Source organism: Salinicola sp. CPA57 (assembly GCF_003206035.1).
GTDB classification, from domain to species: Bacteria; Pseudomonadota; Gammaproteobacteria; order Pseudomonadales; family Halomonadaceae; genus Salinicola; species Salinicola socius.
Genome location: NZ_PZJR01000007.1, coordinates 251,612 through 272,804, shown reverse-complemented (window position 1 = coordinate 272,804; position 21,193 = coordinate 251,612). Strand labels below are relative to the sequence as shown.

Sequence of the window (21,193 nt, the reverse complement as noted above, 5' to 3'; positions counted from 1 at the left end):
AGATTTCAGGCTGCCCGGCGACATCTTCATTTGGGGGGCGGCGATGGCGGGGCATTTCTGTTTCCGCCATATCCCCCACTGCGCTGATCAGCATGATTCTCTTGAAAGACTTGCTCTCGACGAGCATTTGCAGTGGCATCTCTGCGGGTTCTGCGCCACATTGAGCGGTGCGCCACGGAGGGCGCGGGGTCCACATATTTCAACATGCGCTCAGGGACGCTTGGCAGGGAGCCTTGGAGGGTCTGGTGTGGATGCGGCCGGCTGGTGACAGCCGGATCTTGTTGGTCAGCCTCGGTTTTATTTTGCCTTAAGTAATCTGTATCAAATTATTCGGTGACCAACGGGTCCACTGTGGTCGCTTGCGCCAAGGAGGTGCTGGAAGGAGCGAGACCGCAGGATGCGGCTATCACATGGATGCACGGCAGGATGCCGTGGTGCAATGTGGCATGGAATAGCAGCGTATTGGAGACTTAGAAATGCCGAGTCTCTTATCCGCTGTGCCTTTGATGTTATCGCTTTTTCAAGATGTTCTGTCCCTCTTTTCCATTCACGGTCGTGCGTCGGCTGTCTCAACTCCAGTTTGCTTCCGCCCCGTCAAACCTTCTGTTGCAGGAATCATCGACTCCAATCGTGTAGCGTGAAAACGCATCGGCTGTCTTTCGGCTAAGCATTGGCCAAAGCTCAGGGATGGCGGCACGTGGATTGCCTTTGTGCTTCCAGCAATTTCAGCAGTTCGCCCGCCGGCAGATCGACTGCTCGAGCTGCACCGGAACCCGCCCACTGTGCGCCGAACCCCGTTTCACCTTTGGCCTTCGCCGCAGCGTTCAAAGCCTTGCCCAGATCGTAGGCGCATGGATAGGCCGGAATCTCGCTGATCGCAACACCCTCTGCCCATGCCGTGTAACGATTGATCAAGCAGCGCGCCGGTCGACCGGAAATAGAGCGGACCATCACGGTTTCCACGCCGGAAACGACGCGAGCGCGGTAAGCCTCGTCGGCCAGGCTCTCCGGGCAACGAAGGAATGCCGTGCCCAGTTGTGCCGCCACCGCGCCTCCGTCGATGGCACGCTGAATATCGGCGCCATCCATCAGTCCGCCGGCGGCAATGATAGGAAGTGGAACCTCGCTGACGAACTGGCGGACCAGCGTCTGCGTCGATCGTCGTTCATCCGGCGCCGCAGGATCGAACATGCCGCGGTGACCGCCCGCCGCCCAGCCCTGGGCGATAATGGCATCGAGCCCGCCGTCCGCGATCCGGCGTGCTTCCGCCAGGGAAGTTGCGGTGGCTATCAGGCGACATCCGGCCAGACGCAAGGCCTCGATCTGATCCGGCCTTGGCAGGCCGAAATGAAAGCTGACGACGGCGGGACGAGTCTCGAGCAGCACTCCGAGCATGGCGTCATTGGTCTGAAAGGGCGTGTAAATCTCTCTCAGGCTCTCCGGTGGTGTGGCGTCGAACGCCTCGAACAGCGGGCGGGTGCGCTTGATCCAATGCCGTTCTCGAATGCTGTCGCGTACCGCGGATGCATGGCAGAAGACATTGACGTTGAACGGCCGAGAGGTCAGTGCCCGAGTTTCCTGAATGGCCTGCAGCGCGGCATCCGGCGTCGATGCCCCCAACCCCAGCCCGCCCAAGCCGCCCGCGTCGGAGACCGCCGCTGCCATGGCAGGGGTCGAAACGCCCGCCATGGGCGCCTGAAAAATGGGAGCCTCCAGGCCGAGATCATCAATGAATTTGCCAGGCATGGCCGCTACCTCCGGCGTGGGTTGAGGCTCGAAAGTCCAGGACTCGATGGATAGAGACCCGACAGGCTAAGTCCAGATCGGGTCGAAATTCTCTCGACGGGATTCGGGCGCACTATTAGCAGTAGATCAGGCCGCCAATGGCTGCAAGGGACCGAAACATTCATAGCGGCGGTCATCGGCCGCCACGCCATTGGTGTCCAGCATCTTATCGATCCTTTGCATCATGGGCAGCGGGCCGCAGAAATAGTAGGTCGCGTCCCAGCCGCCGACCCAACGTTCCAGATCGTTTGCTTCCAGCTCGCCGTCTTTTACCTGATGATCGCCGTTGCGATCCGTTTGTCGGGGTTCGCTGAAGCAAGTGTATAGCGCGAAGTTGGGGTGATCCTGGGCCAGCGTCTCCAGCTCGCTCGTGAAGGCGCGCACTCCACCGTGGCGTGCGGCTTGAATGAAGATTACCTGCCTCGATGCGGAAGCCTTCAACGCGGCATGGGCCATGGAGATCAGCGGTGTGATACCGACACCTCCGGCGATGAAGACCAGCTTCTTGTCCGCCGATGCCGACAGATCGAGCGTGAAGGCGCCGCATGGCGGGGAAAGCTCGATCCGGTCGCCCTGGGCTAGCCTGTCGTGAATGCGGTTCGAGACATCGCCGCCCGGGACGTCGCGATTTCCAACCTCACGTTTGACGCTGATTCGATAGGCTGCCGCCCCCGGCGCATTGGAGAGACTGTAGTTGCGCATGGCGGTGTTGCCGTCGGCGTCCTGCAAGCGAACCGAGACATACTGCCCCGGCAGATGGGCGGGCGGTGTGCCGCCGTCTGTCGGCACGAGTGTGAGCGAGACGATATTGTCGCTCTCGACCTGGCGTCGTTCGACCGTGAACGACTTGAAGCCCGCCCAACCCTGCCGTTCACGCTGCCCGGCGTAGATCGCCTGCTCGCGGTCGATGAAAACCTGAGCCAGTTCCCCGTAGGCGGCGGCCCAGGCATCGAGAATATCGTCGGTGGCTGCGTCGCCCAGCACTTCCTGGATCGAAGCCAGCAGGTTCTCGCCGACGATCGGGTAGTGCTCCGGCTGGATCGTCAACGACGCGTGCTTCTGGGCGATCACCTCGATGACGCCGGCCAGCGCCGAGGGGTCTTCGATGTGCCGGGCATAGGCCAGTATGGCGCCAGCCAGGGCGCGCTGTTGGCCTCCGGAGCGCTGATGTGCGGGGTTGAAGTAACGCCTGACCTCCGGATTGTGCTCGAACATCCGGGCATAGAAGTGGCGAGTCAGTGCCTCGCCATGCTGCTGGAGCACCGGAACGGTCCGTTTGATGGCATCGATCTGCGCGGCGGTTGGCATAGTGTCTCCTCAGATGATTTTAATGAGTATTTTATATACCTATTTAAATAAGAGTATTATTTACCAAATTATGACTGTCAAGCGCTGATGAAACTGACGACACATACCGACTACGCCTTGAGATTATTGATCTATCTGGCGGTGAGAAACGAAGAGATGCCGGCCACAGTGCAGTCGGCGGCGAGTCATTATGGTATTTCCGCGCACCATCTGGCCAAGGTCGCCCAGACGCTGGTGCAACTGGGCTACGTGATCAGCCTGCGCGGCCGGGGAGGCGGTTTGCGGCTCCAGCGACCCGCCGAGGAGATCAGCATCGGGGCGCTGGTAAGACAGACCGAGAACCTGGAGTTGCTGGAGTGCTTCGGGCCGGAGTCTACCTGCCCGATCGAGCCGGGCTGCCGGTTGAAGGGCGTGCTATGGAAAGCCCAGCAGGCGTTCCTGGCGGTGCTGGACGGCTACGTGCTGGCCGATCTCGCCGAGAATCGCCAGGAGCTGCGCATGCTGCTGGGCAGCCCCGGCTGAGCCGCGCATCCATGCGGCAAGGGCGATAGCGTCCGCCTACCGATTGACATCCACCACCAGCCGGCCGCGAACCTGGCCGGAGAGCAGATCGCCCGCCGCGGCGATCGCTTCCGAGAGGCCGATATCGGTAGTCGTCTGTTCGAGCCTATCCAGATCGAGCTCCGCCGCCAGTCGGGACCAGGCCTCCGTCCGTTCCGCATGGGGGCGGAACACGCTGTTGATGCCGAGCAGGCTCACGCCTCTCAGGATGAAGGGCGCGACGGTGGCCGGGAAATCCATGCCCTGAGCCAGCCCGCAGGCCGCCACCAGTCCGTCCATCTGGGTCTGGGCGCAGGCGTTGACCAGCGTGTGGCTGCCGACCGAATCGATGACGCCGGCCCAGCGCGCCTTGTCGAGCGGGCGGCCCGGTTTGTCCAGTTCGGCACGTGGCAGAATCTCCGACGCGCCGAGACGTTCCAGATAGGCCCGCTCTTCGACGCGCCCGGTCGAGGCGACGACGCGATAGCCCCGCCGCGCCAACAGCATCACGGCGAAACTCCCCACGCCGCCGCTGGCGCCGGTAACGAGTACATCACCGCTATCTGGCGTAAGGCCGTGGCGCTCCAGCGCGACGAGACTGAGCATGGCCGTATAGCCTGCGGTGCCGATCGCCATGGTCTGGCGTAGATCGAGGCCATCGGGCAGGGCGGTCAGCCACGCCGAGCGTACCCGCGCCATCTGCGTCAGCCCGCCCCAGTGCGCTTCGCCGATGCCCCAGCCATTGATCAGCACGCGGTCGCCCGGTTGCCAGTCCGGGCTGTCGCTCTCTGCCACCGTGCCGGCCAGATCGATGCCGGGTACCATCGGGAATTGCCGAATTACGGCTCCTTTGCCGGTGATCGCCAGGGCGTCCTTGTAGTTGAGCGTACTCCATTCCACCCGGACGAGAACGTCGCCCGGCGGGAGATCGTCCGCTTCCAGTCGACATAGCGCCGCCTCGGAAGACTGGTCTTCCCGCTGGCTGATCAGAATGGCGTCGAACATGGCTATCTCCTCGGTTGAGATCGGGCGTCTGGGGAAGGGCGAACGGTAACACGGGGTGATTACCGCCGATCCAGCGCCGGGGCGCACAGGATGATGAAGAACGCCAGGATCCCCAATAGGCAAAAAGCATAGTGCAGGGTGATGAAGTGAGCCGTGAAGCCGATCGCCGGGGGGCCGAACAGCATCGCGCCATAGCCCAGCGTGGCGACGCTGGCGATCGCCACGCCCGGTGATGTCTGCGGATCATTGGCAGCACGGGTGATCGCCAGTGGCATGATCAGTGCGTAGCCCACGCCAAGCAGCACGAACCCCGCCAACGCCGTGTAGAGATGGGCAAACAGAACGGCCAGCAATACGCCGGCCAGCGCCGAGGCTCCGGCGAACCGTGCCGCCTGCGTCGGGCCGAGGATCGATATCACGCGGTCGCCGAGCAGACGCATGATCACCATCGCCGCAGAAAAGACCGTATAGCCAAGCGCGCCCTGGGCTTCGCTGGCCGCGGTGACGGCGACCAGAAAGAGCGCGCTCCAGTCCGCCATGGCGCCTTCGCCGATCGACGCACACATGGCGATGACCCCCACCCACAGCAGCGGCCCCTTGGGCAGGGGAAAGAGACTGCCGCCGGGCGCACGGGGCCGGGTTTCCGACTGCCAGCCGATATGGGCGAACCAACTGGTGACGGCGTAGAGCAGGACGGCGAAGCTCGTGAAATGCACGACCAGGCCCAGATCGAGCTTGACCGCCACGTAGCCGGCGGCGGCACCGAGGCCGGCGCCCAGGCTCCACATCGCGTGGAGCGACGACATCACCCGCCGGCCGATGTAGCGCTCGGCCTCGCCGGCCCAGCTGTTCATGGCCACATCCATGGAGCCGTGAGCGCTGCCGAACAGGAACAGCGCGGGGGCCAGCAGCCACAAGTTGGGCGCCAGTGCGATCAACACCAGCGCTACCGAGTAGAAGAGCGCGATGGCGAGTGTCGTGCGTGCCGCACCGAACGCATCCGAAGCACGCCCGGCGAGCGGGAACGAGACGATGGCGCCCAGCGCGAGCAGCAACAGCAGCAGGCCCAACTGACCGCCATCGATATCGTTGTGCTGCACGACGGTGGGAATTCGCGAGGCCCAGGCGCCGAAGAGTCCGCCGTTCAGCACGAAGGCGGCCGCCACGGCGAGCCAGGTTTTACGAGCGCTAGGCATGAACGGGCTCCACTCTCTGATCATTCGATCCAATTCAGGGAGACATCATTGTAGCGCTTGAAGGGAAACATCCGCTGGGGACGAAAAAAAGCCGCTCGGGGAGAGCGGCACTCAGGGAGCAGACCACGAGAAAAGCTTGAGCTGGAGAGACCTGACGCTCGTCTCGATTGCGACCGTCAGATCCGGCGAATATCAGGCCGCTTTCGCTGCTGGCAGCAAATCGCCCTGATGCGCCATCTCGATCACCATGCCCAGCGACAGGCTCAAGGCATGCAGACGGTAATTCTGGGAATGGAATCCGCTGAGATAGTCCCGGGTGCCGATGAACTCCTTGCATATCCGGCAGGTGATCTCGTCCCATGCCTGGTCGCTATCACTGGAGTGGGCTTCGGAACATCCGCATCGCGGGCAGGAAATGTCGTGCTTCATTGATAGCCATCCTTGGCTTGTAACTACCCGATCGTCCTGATCGGCCTATGTGGGGGCAACTACCCAGGGCCAGGCGACCGATACCTCACCCCTTGTCAGCGATCCTTGCCGACGAAGGAATAATGGCACGCCTCAAAAAGTTGTACAAGAGTATTGTCGTGTATAGCAAAAGGTGACGTATGGCGGATTTCAAACAGCGTGAATGGGTCAAGTGGAAGTGGGGCGATCACTGGGCGCAAGGCCAGGTCACTCGGAAATTCCAGGAAAAGGTGACGAGGAAGCTGCAGGGCAGCGAGGTCACGCGAAAGGGTAGTGATAAGAACCCGGCCTACCTCATCAAGCAGGAGGATGGCGCCAGGGTGTTGAAGCTCCACAGTGAAGTGGAAAAAGCGTAGTCGAGGAGAGGGCGATGACATACGGTGAATTTGTACAACTTGCTCGGGAGGGTCGCGTGGCCGAACTGGATGTCGAGCCCTCGACGAGTCAAAGCTTCCAGTACCGCGCACATATCGATGGTCAGGACGTGATGCTGACGAATGACGATGGAACGCCGATATGCGACAACTCGCTGGGCCACGCCCGTCAGCGGCTGCGAAGCGCCGTCGAATCGCGATCCATACCGCTCTATCTGGTACAGCAGAGCCCTGGCACGCTCATGGTGGGCGATCGAATGTACTCGACCACGAACAAGACCCGGCTTGAATGATGTCGGGCCAGACTATTGATACGACGCGTCAGCGTTGCCCATCAATAATATTGGCGTCCTCGGTCATCTGCAGCTAGGTGGCACTTGGCCGCATTTCGGGATTCTCAGCAATTGCCCTTCTGCTCTATCGGACGTTAAGTCGCTTCATCTACATCTACGCGCGACTCTATTGATACGAAGACACGAAACCCGATAAATCCAGATAAAATCTCGCCATCGGCCAGGTGTACGCTGCGCCAGCAATGGCGCGGTTTCTGTCACTCTGATCAGGTGCATAGTCTTCGCCACATCTAGCGTGTAGGCAGGGCGATAGTGTTTTGGGGCATCGAAAAAGCAGGTCTGGTGCCCATCAGGATTCTATAATTACAAGTAAGCATTTGTTTTTATGAGAAATTTCCTAGTTTCTATAATCTAGATATACCATCCGATATACCTCGCAGCTTCAAAAGCTGACCGTAGGGTTGTGCATCGCACGCCCCGTAGCCATGGCTCCAATCCGCCAATCGAGTACCCGTCGGCTTTTCGATGGTACGCGACGAGACCGCATGCGTATTTGGGCTTTTCGTCCGCGCTGCCATGAGGGGCGAGATGTGGGCCGCTTACTTCTTGAGAAAGCAGAGCGCCATCTGTTCGCCAAACTCGATAAGATTTGGCTGGAAACCGAGATCTGTAGTAGAGCCTACGCATTCTACAAGCGTGCCGGTTGGCTTCCAATTGAGAAGCAGGACCGCGGCTTAATGAAATTCGTCAAAGCCCGATTCGTGGAGAATGAACTCTGAGTGGCAGTAATCGGCCAGAAGCCGACGTTAAGCCAGAGTCGATATAACGCTTTGCTCACCGGTAAATTATGAGCGAAGCGAGTAATTATCCACGTGCAGCAACTTGTTATATTATTCGTTGAATGTAATTTGTTTGATAATTGCAGTATTCCGCAAGCTTAGGCTGCCTAAATATCTCCGCGAGCTGGCATAAAACAACCAATCTGTCGTGGGACATAAGCAATAGATTTCGATAAAGTTGTTTGTGAAGCTTATGGTATTCTAGCCCCAAGTGTATGAAATTCAGCCCGCTTAGAAAGTAGCTATTTGAATGTCTAGCAATCTCACTAGGCTCTTTGTTTATTTCCCCAAAGAAAACTTCCAATGCATGCTCCGCGCTTGAACACTTTTCCAGCAGAGCCTTTATTTCATATCTATGAGGATTAACATCTTTGTCATAGTCATAGTGTTCCAGATACTCACTATCTTTGATGAACTCACAAACCAATCCATCTAAGTCGTTATTCTTCATCAGGAAAGACGCGACATCGGATTCTGTCTGGATTTCGATTTTTCTTTTAGCGAAAACCTCTCTTGTTTGATTCAACCATAAAAACATTCTTCTCTGGTTTTCTCGTATAGGGTTATCTGACTCGGCAAAGGCAACCTCTTGTTCATCGGCTGGCTTTAGAACACCTGTAATTTCATTAAGTTTTGCAGACCTATTGATATCTTCTGGAGTACAGTAATCAGGATTATTTGCGATACTTACACCAATCTGACGGTATGAATGGGCCACTAATCTGGAGCAAAATTGTTGCCTAGATGCTGATGACTTTCTTGTTTTTCCAAGGACTGCGCTTAGACTCGCTTCAGGCACGCTGTAAATGCTACCGGAAAGATTTCTCGCATAATTTACTACAGTATTGCGCGCCTGCTCGGTTAGCGGGCTTTTCAATCGAAGGACCTTTAACCCTTTAGGATCATCAGTCAAAACTCTTTGTGGATTAGTCGAATATACTCCATCCGTTAGAGCATGAATAATGGAGTGGCCAACATAGATCATTGCATGAGAGTAAATGCTGTCAGTAATAGTCTTGATGACAGGGCTAAACTTGCTATTCCCTGATTCTAATATAATGTCGCCTGGTACTAGCTTCTCAAAATCCAAAATGTACTTCATTCTAACTCCGTAGAGATATGACAGGTATTAGATAAAATGATCGTTTATTGGCTTAAATGCGTATGCGACCTTGCTCGAACCATCCGCTCTGGGTCGCATCCGGCCAAGAGCGGATTTTTAGTTGGTGCTGATATACGCCTAGATTTGCGGCTGGTTTCGAGCGCAGCGAAAAAAACATTCCGCCAATATGTACTCATTAGGTCGATTATCCACATCATATGACCGTTCGACAGCGCCCTCCAGTGGAAGGCAATCTATTCATACAAGAGAAATCAGAGTAACTTGTCGAAAAGTTCTTTCCATCGTTTTATATCGTCACCCTCAACGTATCGGCTCGTGTTCGCTAAAAGCTTATCTTTGACGCCCAGCGCGAGCTTTACTTTCCATCCGGGCTCCATGGCGAAGCCTTCTCTTTCAGCCCAATTCTTTATTTGAGGAACTATTGGTTTCGTCGGGTCATGAATGTCTTCAAATTCTTGTTCTGCACGTCGTTCCATTCGGTCGAGGACCTGAATCATTAGGGCAGTAGGCAGAAGGTCTTCTATTTCCGTACCCTTGAGGTCGGAAAAAACATCGTCAGTTTCGATTACCTTGTCCTTGTCATCAGAATACAGGTCTCCTTTAAGAGATTTGATAGCCTGCTTCCCAGCGGCGTCACTGTCTAGCAACACCTTCGGCAGGTCGTTATCTCTTCCAGATAAGATGGACGCTATAATCTTTGCGGTTTTGGCGCCACCGGACGGGGGGAAAACTAATTCGAACTTAGGTGCAATCTTTTTATTGCCTATCAATATGCTTTTGATAGCGGTAAGGTAATGTTGATCTGATGGGCCTTCGACGATGATTGGCTGACAGCCAAGAAGGAGGCTTTCTGCCACAGTCAAATTCAAGGCAGAATGGACCGCATAGGTTGCCCCATTGTCTTTCAGTCCTTTAGCTCCTCTCGTGACTCCTAAATCGCTTGAAGCCTCTGTGCTGCCATCGTCTCCCACGAATACTTTTCGGACACGATCCAGCCGGTCGGCATCGATCATAAACGGAGAGTGCGTTGTGAAAATCAACTGGTTAGTTTTAGCAAGGTTGTTGAAAAACGATGTTAAATCCCGCTGTGCGAGTGGATGCAACGAATGTCCTGGCTCATCAAGAAGCACGATTGCCTCTTCATGGGCATCCTCGCTTTCATAAGTGAAGACTAAAAAGAAGCTCAGAAACCATTGAAGTCCAGCGCTCCTGTTCTCGAGTTCAATTTCCTCAGGTCGGCGGTCATCCGCGACCAATATCCGAAAGTAGTTTCCATCAGCAACCAGCCGAAACCGATAGTTGCCTTGTTTCCACCAGTCTGAAAAGCTCCTCGTCAGCTTGGATGATGCTGATTGTAACAACGCCAAACGTTCACGAAGTTTTTTATCATCTTCTTTTATCTCGTCGTCAGCCTTACTTGTAACGTTTCCAATTTTCTGGCCTTGTTGATTTACTCTCTCAATAACACCTGTGGAACGGGCTAGCTCTAACATCTCTTCAGCACTCAGGCTAACTAGGTCGAACAATACCTTAAGAGTTCGAGTCTTTGCAGCCTCGCGCGCCCCCAAATCGCTACGCTCCATGTTATCGACGACATGTGGCAAATAAAGTTGGTCGTCTAAATTTCCATAATTTGAATAGTATACAAAGTTTGGCAACCTATTCTTGAAACGATTCCAAAGGCTTGGTCCCTTCTTAGGCTCTTCGCCTTCTTTGTCAGCAGGCTGTTCCAATGCGGGGTTAAAGGTATCCGAAAATTCGACATCTGGAAAATCGGGGAACTCGAAGCCGTACTGGCCTGCGAAATTTCGCCGAGCAATGATGGTCGAACCCTCTTTGACTTCGATGCCGTAACTATTAGCAATTTCGCTATCGGTTTCATTCAGTTCGAACTTGCAGTAAATGAACAGATGTAAAGCCGGTTCGCTGCGCATTTCTGAGTATCGACTGCGTGGCATATCATCAAGGAGGCTGATTTCACCGGTTGCCGTTGGGTTAAATTTCCAAAGAGGTAGCAACAGATTTGTCTTTCCCGCCTCGTTTTCACCAATCAAGGCGGTTACGTCTGAGACGTCAATCCAACCACTGTCATTAACAGACCGGAAGTTTGTTACTCGGAATTGTATTAATTTCATAATTAACCTTTATGCATAATTAAATGCCGATATCTGCAGTAAAACCCTAGGCTTCAGTGGCTCGTCTTCGAGCTAACAGGTATTAAGTAGCACGCCCGTTTCCCGCTTGAACGAGTGCGCGCGTTCAATATTTTCATAACGCATCACCGACGTGCTGATTTCAATGAATACTTTCCTCACGACTGCCATATGGCACCAATAAACACGTCTACCGCCTTTGCCGGAAGAGCCGCTTTGGGCCGGAACCTTTCAGCCTTCTCAAGGCCTGTTAGGAATACCTTTGGTATCAATCTGCCACATTCCGTTGCACTTCTCTATCCAACGTCTCCCGCCTTTCGTCGGGTAGGCTGCAAAATGCATCATTCCGCATCATTTCCGAGGGCGCCAAATCGGTCAGCCGCCCCAGCAACGGTGCGGCTTGGAGCCACCTGCAACGCTGCATCAAAACCGACCCATGTAGCGCGCAGGCGGGGAGGGGAGTCGACAGCGCGCCGGCGGTGCTGGCGTAAAACCCGCCGATCCAGGCCCCAGCCACGGCAACGACCACCCTTTCTGTCGCCGTATAGGAACACTTAGCACGATTCAGGCTTTTTAAGGAATCCCCTCATCGCCCATCGATTGGTCTAATGTCGCGGTCGGGCACGTCCACTCCTGTTCCGGCTGGCGTGCGAGCGCAAAACTGCATAAATCCGCATAGATTTCCGGCACTGTTCAGGGCTGCGCCACATCAGCCGTGGCGCGGCTCGAGGACGTTTCGGCAGGTGCGAAAATTCCGACCCATTTAGAGTGCGGGCGGGGCGGGGTGCTGATCGCACGTGGCGAGGTGAGACCGGCACAAGGGTGGCAGGCACGGGCCACGGGGGCGAGATCGGCCATCAGCGCGGCTCAGACTCGCCCAGGGGGCACGCAACGGCTTCGACGACACGCTGTGAGCCTATCGCGGCGCTAAAGGGCTCTCTGGGCCTCTGACGGCGCATGCGTCCGTTTCTCGCTCAGGCCGCCCGCGTGTTCCCGGTGTTCCCACTATTTTTCAGGTTCCTGTGAGAATCTGCCTGACTGTTCCTGATTGCTTTGACGAACGTGGCGAATGGCGCCAACCATAGAATTAGGCAAAATCCCTCTCTCTCGGCGAGCGATAGGGTTTGGATCAGGGCGCGGCGGTGCCGGTTTGCGCAAGCTGTGCCGTCATCCACTCAACGACGTTAGCGAGCCGTGTGTCGAAGGCGTCGGCATCGCCATCGGGCTCTCGCGCCATGCGCAAGAAGTAGCCCAGGTCGTCGGCCCGGGCGGGATAGCGCTCGACTGCCAGGGTGGCATGCTCCTCGAGCGTGACCGGCCAGCGGGTCTCGGCGGGGTGGCATAGCGTGTGCGTGGCGCGGATCAGCTTGCGGGCCGCCTCGCGCTGCAGACGGCGGCGCTCTTTTGGCGCGCCGGTGGCGGCGAGCCGCTGCCGATAGCACGCCAGCACCTTGGGAAAATCGCCGTTGACTGCGAGGGCGATGGCACGCGAGGGCTTGTGACGTGGCAGCGTACCGCGGCGATCCGTCCCCCACACGTAACGGCATTGATGCTTGAGCCAGTAGCCCCAGCTATGCCGGTGCGCCGGCGACAGCGCCTCGCTCAGCGTCCCTACGTCGAAGTCGATCTTCGATACCCCACGATGGTGCCTCTCGAACGTGGCTTTCAGCCGCTCGAGATCGGCCTGGCCGTCGGGCGTCAGCGGCCGAGACAGGAGCAGGGTCAAGTCGAGATCGGACGTGCCCGGAACCGCTTTCCCCCGCGCCACGCTGCCATAGACGTAGACGCTATCGAGACGCGCCCCGAGCTGATCGGCGAGTGCCCGACATGCCGCGTCGACGATGCCGACGAAGGCAGGTTGCAACGGCCCACACGGCGGCTCTGTGAGATAGCCCTGGGGTGTGACGTTGTCGGAGAAGGCCACGGCACGGGCTCCTGGTCGGCGTCATGGTTGGCGGTGCCGCTTCAATGCTATCAGCGTGTCGCGATGCCTGCCCCTTTTGCCTAGGGCCTCGCCGAACGCTCCTCGCCCCAACATCGAAAGCCCCGCGGCGGGCGGGGCTGTTGTCTGGTGTGTCTATCGAGGCGCTGGGCGTCGTCAGTGCGCCGGCAGCTCGAGCAAGGCCTGGAGTTCCTTGAGCCGTTGGGCGCGTTTGAGCGATCCCCCATAGACGTTGCGGCCGTCCTCGCAGGTCAATGGCGCGATGTCGGCCAGGGTTTCCGGCTGGGTGGCGTCGAGCTTGCCCGGGCGCAAGCGCCAGACCATCTCGCCGATGGCGGCGTACTGGCGTTTGCGGATCTCGTGATCGAGGTGCTGGGTCTCCTGATTGCTTAGCTGGTGCTTGATGACCGTGCCGGGCTCGGCAGTGGTATCCACTTGGAAGTGTTGCGCCATATACCCCGCGTTGTTGCAAAGATCGGTCTCTATCCGGCCGAACAGCGCCGGTAGCGTGGCATAGAACGCCGCGGCTGGCTCGCTCTGGCACAATGCCTCGGCGGCGGCCAACAGCATCTGCTGGGTCATGACTTCGCTGGCGTCACGGCGAGCCCGCTGGAACTGCTCCCGGGCGACCTGGGTATGCAGGCGTAGCCATTCCACCTGGGGCGCCAGCAGCTCGATCATGGCGTCGGTCTGCTCGACCTCGAGACGCCATTCCCGTTCGGCTTTCTGCTGTTCGCGGATCCCCTTGCCCTGCTTGCCGAAGTTCTCCAGAAACCCTTTGCGCCAGCTTTCGCCGGTCTGCCGGGATTGATGCTCGGCGGCATTGCGGGTCTTGCGCAGCCGTTCGAGTTCCTGGGCGGCGGGCGCCAGGCGTTCACGCTGGGCCAGGTAGTCGGCACGGGCCTGTTCCAGTCGGGCACTCGCTTTCTCGGGCGTCAGCGCGTTGATGGCCGAGGTCTGCGGCAGGTAGTCGAGGCGCTGGCCTTGCAGGCGCGTTTCGGTCGTCGTCATGGCGGCAGTCTCTCCGGTCGGTTGGGTGCGGGTTTGGGTGTCCTGACTGTTCTCGGTCGGGGTAGTCATGCGCTGGGCTCTCCTTGGGGTGCGGGGCATCGCCCTGGCCGGGGGTGGCCAGCCAGGGTCAGGGGGCTCGATTCGGGAAAACAGTCGCTCGCCAGGGGAGGAAGGGATGGGCTCGAGACGTCGCCGATACCGGTGTCATTTCCCGATGTACCAATGTCCCAATATTCCTCTGCCTGATTTCGAAAATCAGTGGCAACAAGGCAACAGAGGCAATTCCCTTTATTTTCAGTGACTTGTAAGTGGCAACGTGTTGCCGCTATTTTTGGAGTGGCAACAGGGTGGGAGCCATAGATAGGGATACAAGGAGATGTGTTGCCATTGTTGCCACCTCTCTGTTCTATAGGCAACGGCTGTAACCCGCATGGTTGCTGGGCGTTGCCACTGTTGCCAGTGTTGCCACTGAAACTAGGTTCCTGTGAAAAATGCTTCCTCATGCTGTCGCCTCCCGTTCGGTGTCGAGGCGGTCGGGATCGATCACGAAGAAACGCGCATACCCACCTCCTGGCAGGCGATAGTTTTTCTGGCGGCGGCCGCCGTCGGTCTTGGCCAACGCGCCGCTGGTTTCCAGGGTGCGCAGGATGCGTTCCCGGCCGTAGCCGCTGGCCGCTTCGGTGAGCGACGCCCGGTTGAACAGGTAAAGCCGCTTGCCGTCGACGATCTCGTAATACCCGGCGCGCTGGCGCACGTTGGGATTGGGTAGCGTGGCGGCGATGTCGGAGAACCGGCTATCGCCGTGCAGGGCGATGAAGTCGTTGATCGCGGCGACGATTTGGCGGTCCTCGGCGTTCCCGTCGCCGACGCTGGCCAGCCATTCGAGGAACAGGTGACGGCATGCCGTGGCGGCACTGGTGGCCGGCCAGGGCAGTAGCCCGTACTCGATGGCCAGCTCGCCGGCGAGACCGATCACCGCGAAGCGATCCGCGACGCGGCCGGCCTGGGGGCTGACGGCATCGAAGTGCTGGCGAATCTCGGTGAAACGGCGGTGGAAGTGGTCCGGGTCGGTCTCCTGTACCAGTCGTTCGACGAACGCCGGCCCCACGTGGCCGAAGTGCTGCGAGGCGGCCGTGGTCAAGCGCCGATGGAATAGCGCACCGCTCATGCCGTGGACGTCATCGAAGGCGCGATAGGTGCGGGTGCCGGCGTTGACGTCGACCATCCGCAGTTCGGCGCCGGCGTGGGCGCTGTTACCCGAGATGGCGGCGTGTTCGGACAGCGAGCGCTCCCCGCTGGACAGCGCCAGCACGCGCCAGTAGAGCTTGGGCCGTCCTTCCCGCTCCCGGGTCATGGTGCCCTTGCCGGTCCCGTTGGCGATGGCATAGGCCATCTCCTGGACACGCTTGGGGTCGGCGCGCTTGATCTCGTCGAGGATCAGTACCGTGTCGTTGCGTGACGATGCCTCGATCTCGATGCCGCCCTTGGAGAGATCCCAGGACGCGGCAAAGACGCCGGGATTGCCCCACACCGACGCGGCGAGGGACTGGGCGAGGGATTTACCGCTCGAGGAGTCGCCGACCAGATGCACGCCGCCGCCGTTGACGCCGACACGGGAAAGCACTGGCCCGGCCAGCGCACAGCAGACCGACAGGATCAGCACCGGGTTGCCCTGGCAGTAGTAGGCGAGTTCCTCTTGCCAGCTTGGGAGCGAGCCGCGCTCCGTGAACAGATGCGCGCCCTTGCCGCTGTCCTGAAACCGCACGTCGGCCTTACCAATGATGCGGTGGGGCAGCACGAACGCGCCGCTGGCGTCGTGCCAGCCCGGCCGGGTGGTAGTGGCCAGGATGCGGTTCAGCCCATGGTGGCTGGCGATATAGGCCGGCACGTGGCGACGCTGGTGGTACTCGATCTCGAGACCCTGGCGCATTAGCGCCTTCAACACTTCCTCGCCCTTACCGGCCAGCGCTTCCATCGGCATGACATGCTCGATGACCTGGCTCCGATGTCGGAACCGCAGCAGGCGGCCGATGCTGCCGTCATCGCTGTTGACGGTCTCGGCGTCGACATGGAGCGGGGCGCAGATCCAGACGTCGTAAGGCTGGCCCCCGTCGTCGTTATTGGTGTGCTTGATGCCGTGGTACCAGGTGCCGGCCCGGAAGATGCGGCCGTCGACACTGGTGGGCCCTTCGTACACTGCGAACGACGGTCGCTCGAGGCGTTCCAGGTTGGGTGCGGCCGGCTCGCCGACCACGGTCAGGTGCGGCTGTGACTCACTCATGGTCACCTCCCGTCATGCCAGCCTGTCGCTGGTCGTTCCGGGACGCCTCATCGAGCCGGGCCCGATGCCAGCGATACAGGTCGTTGAAGTCGGTCAGATCGTCGGGGCAGCCGTCCGGCCACTTGGGATAGAGCACCATCGCACCCACGGCCAGGGCGGCATCGTTGGCCGCCTGCCGCCCCGGATTGCCTTCGGTCTGGCGGTCGTCGTCGCCGGCGATGACGAGATCCAGCGAGCGATTCAGGGCGGCGCGCATCGTTTCGGCGACAGCGCGCAGATTGCCGGCGTTCATAGCGCACGCCACCGGGTCGCCGGTGAGGCGATAGAGCGTGGCGCCGGTTGCCCAGCCCTCGCAGATGAACAGCCGGCCACCGGCGACGGGCTCGCCGACTAGCGAGTAGGCGCCCTGGACCTGGCCGCCCTTGAGGAAGCGCTTTTTGCCGTTGGGCAGGATCCATTGCAGGTTGACCAGTTCGCCCTGGGCGTAGAGCGGCACCAGCAGCCAGCCGCGCCGGCACTGGCGCAGGCCATAGGCCGGGACGCCCCGGCTCATGAGGTAGGGATGGGTGGCGCTGGCCGGTTTGGCGGCGTCCCACACCGTGCGGGCCCGGGCCGCCGCTTCCTGGCGAGCGAGGGCCTTGTCGGCGGCGATACTCTCCAGCCGTTGGCGGTGGGCCGCTTCCGTCGCATCCGATACGCTCAATCCGGACGGATAGTTGGCAGCGGGAGACGTGATGGGAGCCGCGCCCCAGCGAAACACGCCCAGCCCCAGGCGCCGATCGATCGCCATGGCGGCGTCGACCTGCCGGCAGCCGAACAGGTAGCTGTAGAGCGAGACCAGATCGCCACCGTGGGCCTGGCGGTCAGCGAAGTCGTTCCACTTGCCGGTGACGAGCGAGACGCCGAACGAGCCGCTGGCACGGTCGCCGCGGGCGACGTTGCGAGCCACCCACTCGCTGCCCTGGCGGCTGCCTTGCGGCAGCCACTCACGGGTCAGGGTCTCGGCGTAAGCCAGTGAGGCGCGAGACACGCGCTGGATCTTGGCGACGACTTCAGACATGGCCAGCGCCTCCCTTGATAGTCTGCCGATGCGCTGCCGCACGTGCATCCAGGTCGCGCTGACGCGCCGCTGCCAGTAAGTCGCAGGCGTCGCCGACGAGGAAGCGCGACACCATGGCCAGATTGGAGAGATCCACCGAGGTCAGATCGTTGTCCCGGCCATTCATGGTCGAGAGCGTGAACATCAGATCCTTGATCGCGTCGAGGCGCATCTCCGCGTTGTCCAGCAACGTCTCGCGGTTGCTGCGCGGATCGATCAGCAGGCACTCGGTCTCGGTCAGGCAGTTGGCTTGCTCGAGGCGCTTATCCATGACGCATCTCCTCGGCCATCAGGTCATCGAGGTCGGCCAGGAACTGCTGACGTTCTTCCGGCGTGATCGCGCCCAGCTCGGCGGCCATGCGGGTCATGCCCAGCAGATGGGCAAGTTGATCGGGACGGCGATTGACGCGAAAAGCGATCAGCTTGGCACCGATAACGGCGGTAGCGATTTGATGCGGGGGAATGACGGATCGTGCGGACGCACGGGGGGCGTGTTCTGCCATGGGTGAGGCTCCTCTCTCTTCGAAGGAACCGCCCCGGCTGTCGCCAAACAGCTTGGGGGCGGACTGCACAGGGTTGGCGAACCGGAGAAAGAGGAACCCGGCAGACCCGAAGGTCTCCCCATGCAGCCCGCCATAACGACGCATTACGGGCACAAAAAAAGCGCCTGCAATGGTGTGGGCGCTACTGCGCCTCCTTCCTGTCGGGTCGCCAAACCCGGTTACGAATTTTGCCGTAACGAGAGCATCGTAGCCGGACCCTTTAGGAAGGTGCAAGCCCTCCCCGGCCAAAGGATGACGAATGGAGAGCGTCAGCCCCCGGCAAATCGGCGTGTGTCGGGGCGTGACACCGCCCCGGATTTTGCTAGGATCGTCATTGCTAAGAGTGTCTTTGAGAGCCCCGGCAGCCCCACGCTGACCGGGGTTTTCGCGTTTCGTAGGCACAAAGCCTCCCTATTCCCCTCGGCGTGAACGTCGAGCGGCTGTGTGAATCGAGTCGGATTAGGTCGGAGAGTGCGGGCGGTCTAGCAGTCGGTCTCGAGCGTCGGACCGCGATGCAGATCGCGCATCAGGACGGTATTGGGATCGCGGGGCAGCGTGGAATGCTTGCCGCCGCTACCGTTGCGCTCCATCAGCACCGCCACGCGGGTGCCGCTGGCGCTATGGCGGATCACTTCGCGGCCGGCGCGGTTGGTCGCGACGTTCAGCGCCTCGTCCAGTGCCGGGATATCTTCTTCGGTGAAGTTGAGCGACTGGTCGCCCACGGTCAGTGTGAAGCGTTTCATGCGCGGGCCTCCTGGGCAGTGTTGGCGAAGTGGTGAATCTGGCGGCCGGCCAGCGTGCGGTTGCGCTCGGCGAGACGGGCGGCGATCCAGCTATCCACCTCCTCCTCGAGCCAGGCGACGCTCTTGTCACCAATCGGCACCGGTGCCGGAAAGGTGCCGTTGCTGACGCCGGCATAGATCGCGGATCGGCTCTTGCCGGTCTTGAGCTCCACGTCGCGGCGACGCAACAGGCGGTTGCCGAGTTCGATGCGCTCGACCTTCTGGAAAGCGGTTGTCGTTGAGACGTTCGCCATGATGGTTCCTCGGTGGCTGTGATGACGTTTCCGAGCGGTTCCGGCTCGGGACGTGATCAGCTTGCCGGGGAGAAAGCAGGACTTCGAGCGATCTGCGTTGTAGAACGGGGGTTCACAGCAAACCCGGAGTGGATGCGCTTCGTTGACAAATCGGGGGAGGTAGCGGCGTCGCTTTAGGGCGAGACAAATATGAACAATGGCGGACAAATACGGCCAAATAAGGCAATCATTACGTAGCAGACCAGTATTTCAGCGCGAGTTGTAACCATTCATGATCGCAAACCAAAGCGTGCTCGCCGGAGAGATTCGCCATCGCCATGGCGTGTACTTCCTCGGCAGTGCGGGAAGCTCCGAAATAGTCTTTCTTGGCAAAGGTGTAGCAAGCGGCTTCAGGCACCCACACATGAAATTGCAGATTTCCAGCCGTCCTGACTGTGCCCTCCACCGAGTTTTCGCTCGATACTCCACAGACCACTAAATTCTCTATCCCACGCACTCTGAGCCATCGCTCCAACCCGGTGTGGATAAAGGCATCCGGCACGTTCTTTTCGAACACAGCTTCACTTTTTAATGGCTTGAAACCATCCTGAAAATCGGCGCCTCGTTGGCCAGGAGAAAACCCGGAAGTCGCTTCGCGAGAGATGTGCCGGATGTGAATGACTGGGAGCTCACGTTTACGCCAAATGGCGAGCAGCTCTGTGATGTATTTCTCGGCATCATGATTATTGCGATGAAGGATCCCGCGATCCTTCATGCAAACCTGTTGATCGATGATCAGAAGCGCACTACTTGAGAGAGTCAGTCGCTTGATTCCGAATTTCTCGATTTTCTCTTTTTCGGTTAGCGGTTGCTGGATGTCGTCAATTTTGAACCGAGCTCTGCAATCCAGATTCTTACACTCGAGATAGAGGACGCGATAACCCTCGGCCAGTATCTTACTGGAGCGAATTTTGGCAGGGCCACCACAAACCTTGCAGGAGAAGCGGCTCATCAATCTGCCTCGTTGGTCGTGGGATAGAGCCGATCCGCCCAAAACTGCATCATCGCTGGGCGCTGTTCCGGTGCCATATGCTCGGCATGGGTATAGATCCCCTCGACGCCTGGCAGCTTGTGCGAGAGCTGCATCTCGATCCACTCGCGGGGGTAGCCGTATTCCTTGAGCCCGGTGGCGACCATGTGGCGCAAGCCATGGGGCACCAAGCGGCCCTCGTACCCCATACGCTTGAACGCCATGTTGAACGTCGCGTTCGAGAGCGGTTGGCGAGGGTTGTTCCTGCCCGGAAAAAGCCACCCGAAAGGGTGGGTCATCCTATGGAGTTCGCGAAGCTCGAGAATGGCCTGAGAGGGCAGTGGGACCTTGTGTTCGCGGCCCATTTTCATTCGCTCGGCGGGAATCACCCAAACGCCAGCCTGAAGATCAAACTCATTCCATCTGGACAGACGAAGCTCACCGGGACGAACGGCGGTCAAGGTGAGCAATTTCAGTCCGATGCGAACGATGGGGCTGTTGGTGTACCCCTCGATAGCCTCGGCGAGAGCCGGGAATTCGTCTTGAGGAAGGTATGGGTAATGCTTTTTCTTCTGAGGCAGAAGCGCTGCGCCAAGATCCGTCAACGGATTGTAGGTGGCGCGCCCGGTAATGATGGCAAAACGGTAGATGTCCCGACAGAAGGCATGAACGCGCCGGCGTTGCTCCCCCTTTCCCGCTGCCTCGAGCCGACGCAGCAGCTCTAACCACTCGAGCGGCTTGATTCCCTCCAGGGGGCGGGAACCCACATAGGGGAAAACGTGACGCTCCAGTGCTGCCCAGCTTTGCTTGTCTCTGCCTGAGCCGGCTTTCCAGCGATGGCTCATGGTGTCGTGCCACTCCTTGGCCATGGCCCGAACGGTATGAGTGTTAGCCAGCTCCTTCTCCAGCTTTTCCTCCTTGCGCTGCTCGACCGGATCGATGCCTTTAGCGATGAGGCGTCGCGCGTCCGTTCGCCTTTCTCTGGCTTCGGCGAGCGTGATCTCGGGGTATGGGCCAAGGCTCATCATGTTGCGCTTGCCGTTGGGTCGGGTGTAACGCAAACGCCAGCCCCGGTGACCATTGGGCGAAATCCTGAGTTCCAATCCCAAGCCGTCTGATAGGGCGATGGTTTTGGGGCCTGGTTTGGTTGTTTCGATCTTGCGGGAGGTTAGCGGCATAGTGGCATACG

General features: G+C 59.2%; 21 protein-coding genes. 4 read left to right on the top strand and 17 right to left on the bottom strand.

Features of this window, described 5'->3' with window-relative positions:
* Window positions 1-681 precede the first annotated feature (681 nt).
* Window positions 682-1,746, bottom strand: coding sequence for a nitronate monooxygenase (locus tag DOM36_RS09540; protein ID WP_110642919.1), 1,065 nt, complete (start codon window positions 1,744-1,746; stop codon window positions 682-684).
* Between the two features lie 126 nt (window positions 1,747-1,872).
* Window positions 1,873-3,093, bottom strand: a complete 1,221-nt coding sequence (hmpA, locus tag DOM36_RS09535; RefSeq protein ID WP_110642917.1) for an NO-inducible flavohemoprotein — start codon at window positions 3,091-3,093, stop codon at window positions 1,873-1,875.
* Between the two features lie 87 nt (window positions 3,094-3,180).
* On the opposite strand from hmpA, the gene DOM36_RS09530 reads away from it, so the two are divergent.
* On the top strand, window positions 3,181-3,615 hold the full coding sequence (locus tag DOM36_RS09530; RefSeq protein WP_075570456.1) for an Rrf2 family transcriptional regulator: 435 nt from the start codon (window positions 3,181-3,183) through the stop codon (window positions 3,613-3,615).
* Window positions 3,616-3,651: 36 nt separating this feature from the next.
* On the opposite strand, the gene DOM36_RS09525 is transcribed toward DOM36_RS09530, so the two are convergent.
* From DOM36_RS09525 to DOM36_RS09515, 3 genes are all read right to left on the bottom strand, one after another.
* On the bottom strand, window positions 3,652-4,638 hold the full coding sequence (locus DOM36_RS09525) for an MDR family oxidoreductase (RefSeq protein WP_110642915.1): 987 nt from the start codon (window positions 4,636-4,638) through the stop codon (window positions 3,652-3,654).
* A gap of 59 nt (window positions 4,639-4,697) precedes the next feature.
* A complete protein-coding gene (locus tag DOM36_RS09520) occupies window positions 4,698-5,834 on the bottom strand; it encodes an MFS transporter (protein WP_075570454.1) in 1,137 nt (378 codons plus the stop codon).
* 192 nt (window positions 5,835-6,026) lie between these two features.
* Window positions 6,027-6,263 (bottom strand): hypothetical protein, encoded by a 237-nt coding sequence (locus tag DOM36_RS09515; RefSeq protein ID WP_110642913.1) that lies wholly within the window; start codon window positions 6,261-6,263, stop codon window positions 6,027-6,029.
* 179 nt (window positions 6,264-6,442) lie between these two features.
* On the opposite strand from DOM36_RS09515, the gene DOM36_RS09510 reads away from it, so the two are divergent.
* From DOM36_RS09510 to DOM36_RS09500, 3 genes are all read left to right on the top strand, one after another.
* On the top strand, window positions 6,443-6,658 hold the full coding sequence (locus DOM36_RS09510) for a DUF2945 domain-containing protein (protein WP_075570452.1): 216 nt from the start codon (window positions 6,443-6,445) through the stop codon (window positions 6,656-6,658).
* Between the two features lie 14 nt (window positions 6,659-6,672).
* Window positions 6,673-6,969 (top strand): DUF6482 family protein, encoded by a 297-nt coding sequence (locus DOM36_RS09505; protein WP_279626535.1) that lies wholly within the window; start codon window positions 6,673-6,675, stop codon window positions 6,967-6,969.
* 545 nt (window positions 6,970-7,514) lie between these two features.
* Window positions 7,515-7,748 (top strand): GNAT family N-acetyltransferase, encoded by a 234-nt coding sequence (locus DOM36_RS09500; RefSeq protein ID WP_110642911.1) that lies wholly within the window; start codon window positions 7,515-7,517, stop codon window positions 7,746-7,748.
* 106 nt (window positions 7,749-7,854) lie between these two features.
* Here DOM36_RS09500 and DOM36_RS09495 read toward each other — a convergent pair whose 3' ends face one another.
* The 12 genes from DOM36_RS09495 to DOM36_RS09440 form a co-directional block, all read right to left on the bottom strand.
* Window positions 7,855-8,910, bottom strand: coding sequence for a YiiX/YebB-like N1pC/P60 family cysteine hydrolase (locus DOM36_RS09495; RefSeq protein WP_110642910.1), 1,056 nt, complete (start codon window positions 8,908-8,910; stop codon window positions 7,855-7,857).
* Between the two features lie 272 nt (window positions 8,911-9,182).
* Window positions 9,183-11,066, bottom strand: coding sequence for an AAA family ATPase (locus DOM36_RS09490; protein WP_110642908.1), 1,884 nt, complete (start codon window positions 11,064-11,066; stop codon window positions 9,183-9,185).
* Window positions 11,067-12,213: 1,147 nt separating this feature from the next.
* Window positions 12,214-13,008, bottom strand: a complete 795-nt coding sequence (locus DOM36_RS09485) for a nucleotidyltransferase domain-containing protein (RefSeq protein ID WP_110642906.1) — start codon at window positions 13,006-13,008, stop codon at window positions 12,214-12,216.
* A gap of 174 nt (window positions 13,009-13,182) precedes the next feature.
* Entirely contained in the window at window positions 13,183-14,106 is a 924-nt protein-coding gene (locus tag DOM36_RS09480; protein ID WP_110642904.1) for a hypothetical protein, read from the bottom strand.
* Between the two features lie 430 nt (window positions 14,107-14,536).
* Window positions 14,537-16,318, bottom strand: a complete 1,782-nt coding sequence (locus tag DOM36_RS09475) for a DUF927 domain-containing protein (protein ID WP_110642902.1) — start codon at window positions 16,316-16,318, stop codon at window positions 14,537-14,539.
* On the bottom strand, window positions 16,311-17,378 hold the full coding sequence (locus tag DOM36_RS09470; protein WP_110642900.1) for a toprim domain-containing protein: 1,068 nt from the start codon (window positions 17,376-17,378) through the stop codon (window positions 16,311-16,313). Before DOM36_RS09470 ends, DOM36_RS09475 begins: the two co-directional genes overlap by 8 nt.
* Window positions 17,371-17,688 carry a hypothetical protein gene (locus tag DOM36_RS09465; protein ID WP_110642898.1) on the bottom strand — a complete coding sequence of 106 codons (318 nt, stop codon included), beginning with the start codon at window positions 17,686-17,688 and terminating at the stop codon, window positions 17,371-17,373. Before DOM36_RS09465 ends, DOM36_RS09470 begins: the two co-directional genes overlap by 8 nt.
* Window positions 17,681-17,920 carry a hypothetical protein gene (locus tag DOM36_RS09460; RefSeq protein ID WP_110642896.1) on the bottom strand — a complete coding sequence of 80 codons (240 nt, stop codon included), beginning with the start codon at window positions 17,918-17,920 and terminating at the stop codon, window positions 17,681-17,683. The genes DOM36_RS09465 and DOM36_RS09460 overlap by 8 nt, the downstream gene beginning before the upstream one ends.
* 521 nt (window positions 17,921-18,441) lie before the next feature.
* Window positions 18,442-18,702 carry a hypothetical protein gene (locus tag DOM36_RS09455; RefSeq protein ID WP_110642894.1) on the bottom strand — a complete coding sequence of 87 codons (261 nt, stop codon included), beginning with the start codon at window positions 18,700-18,702 and terminating at the stop codon, window positions 18,442-18,444.
* A complete protein-coding gene (locus DOM36_RS09450) occupies window positions 18,699-18,995 on the bottom strand; it encodes an AlpA family transcriptional regulator (protein ID WP_110642893.1) in 297 nt (98 codons plus the stop codon). The genes DOM36_RS09455 and DOM36_RS09450 overlap by 4 nt, the downstream gene beginning before the upstream one ends.
* Window positions 18,996-19,224: 229 nt before the next feature.
* Window positions 19,225-19,986, bottom strand: a complete 762-nt coding sequence (locus tag DOM36_RS09445; protein WP_110642891.1) for an isochorismatase family protein — start codon at window positions 19,984-19,986, stop codon at window positions 19,225-19,227.
* Window positions 19,986-21,182 (bottom strand): integrase arm-type DNA-binding domain-containing protein, encoded by a 1,197-nt coding sequence (locus DOM36_RS09440; RefSeq protein WP_110642888.1) that lies wholly within the window; start codon window positions 21,180-21,182, stop codon window positions 19,986-19,988. Before DOM36_RS09440 ends, DOM36_RS09445 begins: the two co-directional genes overlap by 1 nt.
* Between the last annotated feature and the right edge of the window lie 11 nt (window positions 21,183-21,193).

What these genes read in the sequence shown, in the direction of transcription:
- DOM36_RS09540 (WP_110642919.1), bottom strand. Translation starts at nt 1,746, where the DNA reads ATGCCTGGCAAATTCATTGATGATCTCGGCCTGGAGGCTCCCATTTTT.
- hmpA (WP_110642917.1), bottom strand. Translation starts at nt 3,093, where the DNA reads ATGCCAACCGCCGCGCAGATCGATGCCATCAAACGGACCGTTCCGGTG.
- DOM36_RS09530 (WP_075570456.1), top strand. Translation starts at nt 3,181, where the DNA reads ATGAAACTGACGACACATACCGACTACGCCTTGAGATTATTGATCTAT.
- DOM36_RS09525 (WP_110642915.1), bottom strand. Translation starts at nt 4,638, where the DNA reads ATGTTCGACGCCATTCTGATCAGCCAGCGGGAAGACCAGTCTTCCGAG.
- DOM36_RS09520 (WP_075570454.1), bottom strand. Translation starts at nt 5,834, where the DNA reads ATGCCTAGCGCTCGTAAAACCTGGCTCGCCGTGGCGGCCGCCTTCGTG.
- DOM36_RS09515 (WP_110642913.1), bottom strand. Translation starts at nt 6,263, where the DNA reads ATGAAGCACGACATTTCCTGCCCGCGATGCGGATGTTCCGAAGCCCAC.
- DOM36_RS09510 (WP_075570452.1), top strand. Translation starts at nt 6,443, where the DNA reads ATGGCGGATTTCAAACAGCGTGAATGGGTCAAGTGGAAGTGGGGCGAT.
- DOM36_RS09505 (WP_279626535.1), top strand. Translation starts at nt 6,673, where the DNA reads ATGACATACGGTGAATTTGTACAACTTGCTCGGGAGGGTCGCGTGGCC.
- DOM36_RS09500 (WP_110642911.1), top strand. Translation starts at nt 7,515, where the DNA reads ATGCGTATTTGGGCTTTTCGTCCGCGCTGCCATGAGGGGCGAGATGTG.
- DOM36_RS09495 (WP_110642910.1), bottom strand. Translation starts at nt 8,910, where the DNA reads ATGAAGTACATTTTGGATTTTGAGAAGCTAGTACCAGGCGACATTATA.
- DOM36_RS09490 (WP_110642908.1), bottom strand. Translation starts at nt 11,066, where the DNA reads ATGAAATTAATACAATTCCGAGTAACAAACTTCCGGTCTGTTAATGAC.
- DOM36_RS09480 (WP_110642904.1), bottom strand. Translation starts at nt 14,106, where the DNA reads ATGACTACCCCGACCGAGAACAGTCAGGACACCCAAACCCGCACCCAA.
- DOM36_RS09475 (WP_110642902.1), bottom strand. Translation starts at nt 16,318, where the DNA reads ATGAGTGAGTCACAGCCGCACCTGACCGTGGTCGGCGAGCCGGCCGCA.
- DOM36_RS09470 (WP_110642900.1), bottom strand. Translation starts at nt 17,378, where the DNA reads ATGTCTGAAGTCGTCGCCAAGATCCAGCGCGTGTCTCGCGCCTCACTG.
- DOM36_RS09465 (WP_110642898.1), bottom strand. Translation starts at nt 17,688, where the DNA reads ATGGATAAGCGCCTCGAGCAAGCCAACTGCCTGACCGAGACCGAGTGC.
- DOM36_RS09460 (WP_110642896.1), bottom strand. Translation starts at nt 17,920, where the DNA reads ATGGCAGAACACGCCCCCCGTGCGTCCGCACGATCCGTCATTCCCCCG.
- DOM36_RS09455 (WP_110642894.1), bottom strand. Translation starts at nt 18,702, where the DNA reads ATGAAACGCTTCACACTGACCGTGGGCGACCAGTCGCTCAACTTCACC.
- DOM36_RS09450 (WP_110642893.1), bottom strand. Translation starts at nt 18,995, where the DNA reads ATGGCGAACGTCTCAACGACAACCGCTTTCCAGAAGGTCGAGCGCATC.
- DOM36_RS09445 (WP_110642891.1), bottom strand. Translation starts at nt 19,986, where the DNA reads ATGAGCCGCTTCTCCTGCAAGGTTTGTGGTGGCCCTGCCAAAATTCGC.
- DOM36_RS09440 (WP_110642888.1), bottom strand. Translation starts at nt 21,182, where the DNA reads ATGCCGCTAACCTCCCGCAAGATCGAAACAACCAAACCAGGCCCCAAA.